The following is a 7,314-nucleotide window of genomic DNA, read 5'->3' as shown; positions in this document are numbered from 1 at the left end:
GGGCACAAGGTCTTCCAGCAAGGTGCCGATGAGCCATAGGACCAGCACTAGGCCGCCCGTGAGCAAGTGCAGGGCGATAGTGGTTCCGTCGTAGGACGTCTCTCGTGAGCTCGTGTCGTATCCGGTCTCATACGGCGCACGCCCCAAACTTGGATGGCAGGGGCGTGTGCCCGGTGCATCAGGGCTTCGAAGGTGCCTGCGGCGCAAGGTCGATGGGCTTGTTGTCGTTGAGGTCCCAGCCCGTGTTCGGATCGGTCTTGGTGCGCTGGACCTGGGCGCGCATCTGCCACTGGTACTTGGCGATGCCGTGCTCGACCTCCTGAAGGAGGTTGGACGTCGTCGGGTCGACCTTCTCCGTGGCCTTGATGGCCGCGCTCACCTCCTCGCCGACCCTTTTGTACGCGTTCATGAACCATGACAGGATCTGGGCGTCGTCGAGGAAGCCGCCGGGAATCTCCGAAACGCCAGAGGTCTTCACGATGGTATTGGCGCGGCCGTCGGCCGACGATCCGACGGCGAGCAGGCGCTCGGCGATGGTGTCGGCGTACTTGGACAGGCCCTCGTAGTGCTCCTGCAGAAGCAGGTGCAGCGGGTAGTACAGGGTGCCGGAGGCGTTCCAATGCGCTTGCTTGGTCTGGAGCTGGAGCTGCTGCAGCTCGGTCAGGGTCTGCTGGAGGGCTGCGACATCCTTCTTGATTGCCTCGGCGTCGCCGTCGAGGCCGATAACCGGAAGCGTCGTCATCTCGTTGGTCGGGAAGGCGCCGACCGGCTGCGAGCTGGTCGTCTTGGTCTGCGAGGCGCCACGGACATCGTCGGTGCTTTTGGCGGTCTGCTGATCGGCCTGGGCAAGGTCGATCCGCGAGAGAACCTTCATCGCGCTCGGGGGCGGCGGCGCGAGGGTTGGCGTTCCGTTGGCGAGAACGGGAAGCGGCAGGGCCGTCCCGACAAGGAGCATAGCCGAGAGGAAACGGGCATTCTTCATGGGCAGTTGATCTGATCCTGGTGTGTGCACCGCCCGGGCGAGCGATGAGGACCTGGAAAACGAACGCAGTTTGGAAGCGTTCGAAAATGACATCGAATTTAGGATTTCGCCGCATGCCCCGCGGACATGAGAATGGCGGGGCATCCTACCCTGAATGCCCCGCCATTCGCTCCCCAAGTGGAGTGCGCCCCTATCGGTAGACAGGCTCAGGCGAGGGGTTTGACCCGCTGCCGGGCGTGTTGCTCCTCGAACTGCACGGGGCTCAGATAGCCGAGCGCGGAATGCAGCCGCTTGGCGTTGTAGACTTCGTCGATGAAGCGCGGAAGGTCAGCCGCGACATCGGCGAAGGTTTCGTACTCCGTCACGTACACCGCTTCGACCTTGAGCGTCTTCATGAAGCTCTCGGCCTTGGCGTTGTCATAGGGATTGCCGCGGCGTCCCATCGAGCCGACCAGTCCATGCTCGGCCAGGACCTTCCGGTAGGCAGCAGAGGCATACTGCGACCCGCGGTCGGAATGATGCACGCAGCCCTTGGGCGGCGAGCGCGCCGCCAGGGCGGCCTCCAGCGCGGCCACGGCCGTGCGCGCTTCGAGCGAGCGGCTCACGGCATAGCCGACGGCCTTGCGCGACCAAGCATCGAGGATCACGGCCAGATAGACGAAGCCGTTCGGGACGGCGATGTAGGTCAGGTCGGCGATCCAGAGCTGGTTGGGGCCGTCCGGCACCCGCTCGGCCGCCACGTTCGGGAAGACGGGCAGGTCGTGGTCGCTGTCGGTCGTTGCCTTGAACCGTCGGCGCAGGCGCGGCTGCAGGCCGTGCTCGCGCATCAGGCGGCGCAGCTTCTTGCCGTTGACGACGATCCCCTGCTGGCGCAACGCCGCTCCGACGCGTCGATAACCGTAGCCTTCGAACGCGTCGCACAGGTCCGTCAGGCGGGCCAGCAGCTCGGTTGCATCCGTGCTGATCGCCGGCTGGTCGTAGAAGGTCGAGCGCGGCAGGCCCATCAGCGTGCATCCTCGGCTGACCGAGAGACCGGCGGGCCGGCAACGACGGACATAGTCACGCTTTTCTGCGCTCGTGCGGGCTGAAGCCCCCCTTTGAGGAACTCGATCTCCAGCGTCTGCCGTCCGACCAAGCGCTCCAGCATCGCGATGCGGGCCTCGTACTCCTGCAGGAGGTCGGCAGCCTGCACGTCCTCGTCGAGGGCGCCCGCCTCGTGCTTGGCGATCCAGACCCGGATCAGATTGCGCGAAAGATCGTGACGCAGGGCGAGGCCGCGGAGCGTCTCGCCCGCGAGATACGCCTGCACGACCTGCCGCTTGAACGCGACACTGTGGGTTCGATACCGAGCCATGACTTCCATCCTCCGGAAGCCCAGCGCGGCGGGTCAATCCTCAGGTCCAGCGCCGTCCACTCCCAGGGGCGCACTCCAAAGGGATGCCTTTTTTAGCCTGAATCAATCAGGATCGGACGTCGTAGCGGTCGAGCATCATGACCTTGTCCCAGAGCTTGACGAAATCCTCTGCGAACCGGGCTTCATCGTCGCTGCCGGCATAGACCTCGGCCACAGAGCGGAGCTGGGCATTCGACCCGAACACCAGATCGCAGCGCGTCGCGGTGAACTTCGCCGCGCCGCTGGCCCGGTCGACGAGTTCGAAGGCCATGCCCGTCTCGTCGGTCTTGCGTCATTCGAGGTCAACGCTGGTCGGGTTTACGAAGAAGTCGTTCGACAGCACGCCGACCCGGTCGGTGAAGAGGCCGTGCTTCGAGCCGTCGTGGTTGGCCCCGCGGGCCCGCAGGCCGCCGACCAAGGCGACCCACTCGGGGGCGAGGGACAGGAGATACGCCTTGTCCAGGAAGAGCTCTTCCGGCGAGACGCGTCCCGACGTGATGGGCGCGTAATCGTCGGCCACGTAGTTCCGGAAGCCGTCCACGACGGACTTGAGCCACGTGAACATCTCGATGTTGGTCAGCTCCTGCCGGGTGTCGACGCGACCCGGGGTGAAGGGCACCGTCGCGGGATGGCCACCGTCGGCGAGCGCCTTCTCGACGGCGGCGCAGCCGTCGAGCACGATGAGATCGGCGAGGGACACCCTCCTGGCGCCCCCCGTCCGTTGAACGTGTCGGCGATTTGCCGGAGCGCGGCCACCACCGGCACGGTGCGCCGGTTGATCGCCCAGTCCTTCTGGGGCGCGAGCGCCAGCCGACCGCTATTGGTCATCGAGGGCCCGACGCGAAGCGGGTCATGCCGTTGGCCCCGGGAGCACCCATGGCGCCCAAGCCTTGGCCATTCCCGTCCGGAGGCCTTCAGTCCTCGCCGCCATGGCATTCCATTGCCGGCGGGGCTGTCGAGCAGTTCAACTCGCAAGTCTGGTCCGCCCTGCAATACCATTGCAGTGAACCCCGACTGATGCAGGAACCCGCACAGTGCTTGTGGGGAACACCGACCGGCTCTGAGAAGGACAATGGAGGGTCGTTTCGGACTAGGCTGGAACCCGCTGTCCCTGACGTTTGCATCGCCGTGAAGGCAAGGATCGCGCAGGCCCACTTCCGGGCCGCATAAGAATGCTTCGACATCATCCGAGCGATCTCGCACCCAAATCCAGATTGGCACAATTCTTAAAATTATATTCATTTTTCTTCGCGCGTCTTGACGGAGGGCGCCCGGTGATACGCCTCTCCCAACGCCGTGCTTGCCATTCGACGACAGACCCGACGTTCAGCCTGTCACCGACGCATGACGTTCCGCCTCCGGACATGCCATCTCGAAGCGGCATCCCCCATGGGGACTATCACCGACGCTGAGTGGAAATCGGTGCAGCTTGGCGATGGCCGCAACGAGGCCGAGGCCGAGCCCGTTGCCTTGCGTCTGCCTGGCACGTTCCGCACGATAGAACCGCTTGAAAACATGGTTACGTTCGTCGGCGGGAATGCCCGGACCCGTGTCTTCCACGGACACCACGGGAACGCCGTCGCGCCGAGCGAGGCCGATCTCGACGCGGCCTCCGGTCGGGGTGAACTTGATTGCGTTGTCGAGGAGGTTCGAGATTGCCTCGAAAATAAGGCTGCGGTCGCCCCGAACGGCGGACTCTTCCCCCTCAATGCGGATGCCGAGGGCGATTCCCTTCTCGTCGGCCAAGGGTTCGAACAACTCAGCGGCCTCACTCACCACGAGCCGTAGGTCGACCGGGCCGAAGGCGGCGCAGCGCCGTCCGTGCTCGATCTCGCCGATGCGCAGGACCGCCGTCACCATGTCGAGGGTCTGGTCGATCCAGACGAGGCCCTGGTCCACCGCCTGGCGCAGTTCCTTGATGTCGCGGGCTTGGTCCCGGCCCCGCTCAAGACGCAGCCGCAAGCGGGTGAGCGGCGTCCGAAGATCGTGCGCGACGGCGTCGCCCACCCCGCGCACCTCCTCCATGAGGCGTTCGATCTCGGCGAGCATGCCATTGACGTCACGCGCCAAGCGGTCGAATTCGTCTCCCGCCTCGCCGACCGGCAGGCGCTGGCGCAAGTCGCCCCGCATCACGCGTGCGACCGCCGCCTCCGTGGACGCCAAGCGGCGCTTGGCGCGTCCAGCGAGCAGGACGCCGCCGAGTATCGAGAAGGCCAGGGTCGGCACGAGGGCGAGGCCGAGCGCTCGGATCACGGTAGCCTTCGCGCGGTCGATCTCGTCGGTGTCGTGCGCCACGACCACGATGCTGCCGTCGTTCAAGGCCACGGCCGCCGACCAGAGTTCCTCGTTCAGGCGCCGTCCCGCGATGGCGACCTGCGCCCCGATCCGGTGGACCTCGCCATCCACCGGCAGGCTTGGCGGCCGCGCATCGAGGTTTCCTGCGTGCTTGCTACCGTCGGCCCCGAACAGGCCGGCGAAGTGGACGCTGTGCAGGTCCTCGCTGATCCATGTCTCGATGCGGTTGACCGCTTTCGCAGGCTCACGGGCGGCATAGTGCGCCTTGTGGCGCAGGACCTGGGCGAGTTCGTCCTGCATAAACGCCGCGGTCTGCCAGTACACGAAGGCGAACAGGAGTAGCGACAGCAGGGTAGACCATAGGGCGATGGCGAGCGCCCAGCGGAATGCGAAGGAATGGACGAGCCTAGACATCGGGAGACAGGGTGAAGCCCTCTCCCCGGACGTTATGGATGAGCATCGGCTCGCCTTCGGCCTCAAGCTTCTTGCGCAGGCGTCCGAGATGCACGTCGATGAGGTTTGATTTGGGAGTGAACCGGTAGTTCCACACTTCCTCGAACATCATCGCCCGGGTCACGACCTGCCCGGGCCGTCGCATGAGGTATTCGAGCAGCTTGAGCTCGCGCGGCAGGAGGTCGAGATCGCGCTGACCCCTGCGACCGGTGCCGGCTATGAGGTCGAGCTCCAGCGTCCCCACCCTGATTACCGTCTCACGGACGTCGGTCGGACGCCGTAGCAAGGCCTCGATCCTGGCCGCGAGTTCGGCGAGGACGAAGGGCTTGCCGAGATAGTCGTCGCCCCCGGCGCGCAGGCCCCGGATACGCTCGTCGACATCGCCGAGCGCGCTCAGGACAAGGGCGGGTGTGCGATCCCCGGCGCCCCGGAGGTCTCGCAGCAGGGTAAGTCCGTCCAGGCCAGGAAGCATCCGGTCGAGAATGATGGCGTTCCATCCTCCCGAACGGGCTGCGGCCGCACCGTCCGGGCCGGTGGCGGCCCAGGCAACCTCATGCCCACGCCCATGCAGGTCGCCAAGGATTTCCTCGGCCGTCGCGGCATCGTCCTCGATCAGAAGCAGCTTAGCCAACCCGGTCCACTCCCGGGCTCAACGCCCCTATCCCACTGCCTGATGTGGTCCGGAACCAGTCGCATGACCACGAGTGTGAACGCGAATTTAATGGTGCGGGTGTCGGCTCGTCCTATCTCCTAGAATGAATCTAATCTAATCGACGGACGATAGCGTGCTGCTGGAGGCGGAGACGGACGTGCTCGGGAACGGCGAGGGAGGGATCGCCGGTCATCGCCAGGCGCGTGAGCGCTCGGTCTCCGAGACATCGAGGGTGGCAGGTTCTTCCGCTGCGTCCGCCCTATCCGGTCAGCCCCCCAGGGGGATGAGGCGTTGGTCCTTGTTGGCCGTGTTCGCTTGCCTGATCGCGGTCGCACTGGCCGGCTGGTGGTATCGCGAGGCCGCCAAGCCCTACTTCGAACCCGTGCTGGGCCTCATCGGGCTTGCGGCTGCCCCCGACACTGCGCCGCACCCGAATGGGGCCGCTTCCGAACAGCCGACCGAGGACAACGTCGTCCGCCTCGATGCCGATGGGCAACGCCGCCTCGGACTGGCCTTCGAGCAATCCGAGACCCGCCGGATCATCCTGCCCGTTCGGACCCCCGGCATGGTCGCCTTCGACGAGCGCCGGGTCACCCGCCTCAAGCCTCGCACCGCGGGCCGGGTCCTGAGCCTGGCCGTGCAACCCGGCGACCGGGTGAAGGCCGGCCAGACGCTGGCCACCCTCGATGCCTCCGGCGTCCTCGACGCTCGCAACGGCCTCGCCGCGGCGCAGGCCAGCCTCGGAGAGGCCCAGGCGACGGAAAAGGTCGCCGAGACCAACCTGAAACGCGGCAGCGACCTCGTGAAGATGGGCGGGGTCGCCCAGGCCGAGGTCGACCGGCGCCAAGTCGATCTCGCGAAAGCGCATGCAGCCACCCTCTCGGCGCAAGCCCAGGTCGACCTCTACCGCGCTCAGTACGAGCGTCTCGCGCCCGCGCCTGGACAGGCCCCCGGTACCAGCGCCATCGTCTCGCCCATCGACGGGGTCGTGACGGCCGCTGGGATTACCCTGGGTGAGGTGGTCGATACGAACCGCGATGCCTTCACGGTGGCCGACCCGTCGCAGATCCAGGTGCTGGCGAACCTCTACGGAACCGACATCTCGACCGTTAAGGCGGGCGACCGAGCGACCATCGAGGCCCCTGTCACGGCGCATCCGCGCTTCGAGGGCCGTGTGCGGTCGGTCAATGCCGCCATCGACCCGATGACCAACACCGCCCCGGCCCGGATCGAGGTCGCCAATCCCGACGGGAGCCTGCGCGCCAACATGTTCGTCTCCGTGGAGATCGCCGCCGATCTCGGGCGCGAGGGCCTCACGGTGCCGTCCGCCGCGATCCAGCAGACGGAAGCTGGCCCCATCGCCTTCGTGCGCACCGGCAACGACCGTTTTGAGAAGCGGGACCTCACCCTTGGGGTGCAGCGCGCCGACTGGGTCGAGGTCAAATCCGGTGTCCAAGCGGATGAGACAGTGGCGACGCAGGGCAGCTTCGGCCTCAAGGCGATCATGCTGCGCGCCTTGCTCGGCTCGACGGATTGAGG

General features: G+C 66.2%; 5 protein-coding genes and 2 pseudogenes. 1 reads left to right on the top strand and 6 read right to left on the bottom strand.

Annotation, left to right across the window (positions count from 1 at the left end; all coding sequences use genetic code 11):
• Positions 1-178 precede the first annotated feature (178 nt).
• The 6 genes and pseudogenes from MFF42_RS12950 to MFF42_RS12920 all read right to left on the bottom strand — a co-directional run bounded on the left by MFF42_RS12950 (position 179) and on the right by MFF42_RS12920 (position 5,754).
• Positions 179-982 carry a Dps family protein gene (locus MFF42_RS12950; protein ID WP_017483136.1) on the bottom strand — a complete coding sequence of 268 codons (804 nt, stop codon included), beginning with the start codon at positions 980-982 and terminating at the stop codon, positions 179-181.
• 206 nt (positions 983-1,188) lie between these two features.
• Positions 1,189-1,998 (bottom strand): annotated as a pseudogene (locus MFF42_RS12945) (IS3 family transposase); the annotation flags it as partial.
• A complete protein-coding gene (locus MFF42_RS12940) occupies positions 1,986-2,336 on the bottom strand; it encodes a transposase (protein ID WP_017482586.1) in 351 nt (116 codons plus the stop codon). The gene MFF42_RS12940 and the pseudogene MFF42_RS12945, both read right to left, overlap by 13 nt.
• Before the next feature lie 106 nt (positions 2,337-2,442).
• Positions 2,443-3,197: pseudogene (locus tag MFF42_RS26480) on the bottom strand (peroxidase family protein); the annotation flags it as partial.
• A gap of 504 nt (positions 3,198-3,701) precedes the next feature.
• Entirely contained in the window at positions 3,702-5,084 is a 1,383-nt protein-coding gene (locus tag MFF42_RS12925; protein ID WP_017483132.1) for a sensor histidine kinase, read from the bottom strand.
• Complete coding sequence (locus MFF42_RS12920; RefSeq protein WP_017483131.1) at positions 5,077-5,754, bottom strand: response regulator transcription factor; 678 nt, start codon at positions 5,752-5,754, stop codon at positions 5,077-5,079. Before MFF42_RS12920 ends, MFF42_RS12925 begins: the two co-directional genes overlap by 8 nt.
• Before the next feature lie 322 nt (positions 5,755-6,076).
• Between MFF42_RS12920 and MFF42_RS12915 the strand changes: the two genes are divergently transcribed.
• Complete coding sequence (locus tag MFF42_RS12915) at positions 6,077-7,312, top strand: efflux RND transporter periplasmic adaptor subunit (RefSeq protein WP_017483130.1); 1,236 nt, start codon at positions 6,077-6,079, stop codon at positions 7,310-7,312.
• Positions 7,313-7,314 lie beyond the last annotated feature (2 nt).

The organism is Methylorubrum podarium (genome assembly GCF_022179745.1).
GTDB classification, from domain to species: Bacteria; Pseudomonadota; Alphaproteobacteria; order Rhizobiales; family Beijerinckiaceae; genus Methylobacterium; species Methylobacterium podarium.
Note: the sequence above shows the minus strand (reverse complement) of the source record. Positions and strands in the feature narration are given on the sequence as shown.

Coding starts and splice junctions, on each gene's coding strand:
- MFF42_RS12950 (WP_017483136.1), bottom strand. CDS start 982: ATGAAGAATGCCCGTTTCCTCTCGGCTATGCTCCTTGTCGGGACGGCC.
- MFF42_RS12940 (WP_017482586.1), bottom strand. CDS start 2,336: ATGGCTCGGTATCGAACCCACAGTGTCGCGTTCAAGCGGCAGGTCGTG.
- MFF42_RS12925 (WP_017483132.1), bottom strand. CDS start 5,084: ATGTCTAGGCTCGTCCATTCCTTCGCATTCCGCTGGGCGCTCGCCATC.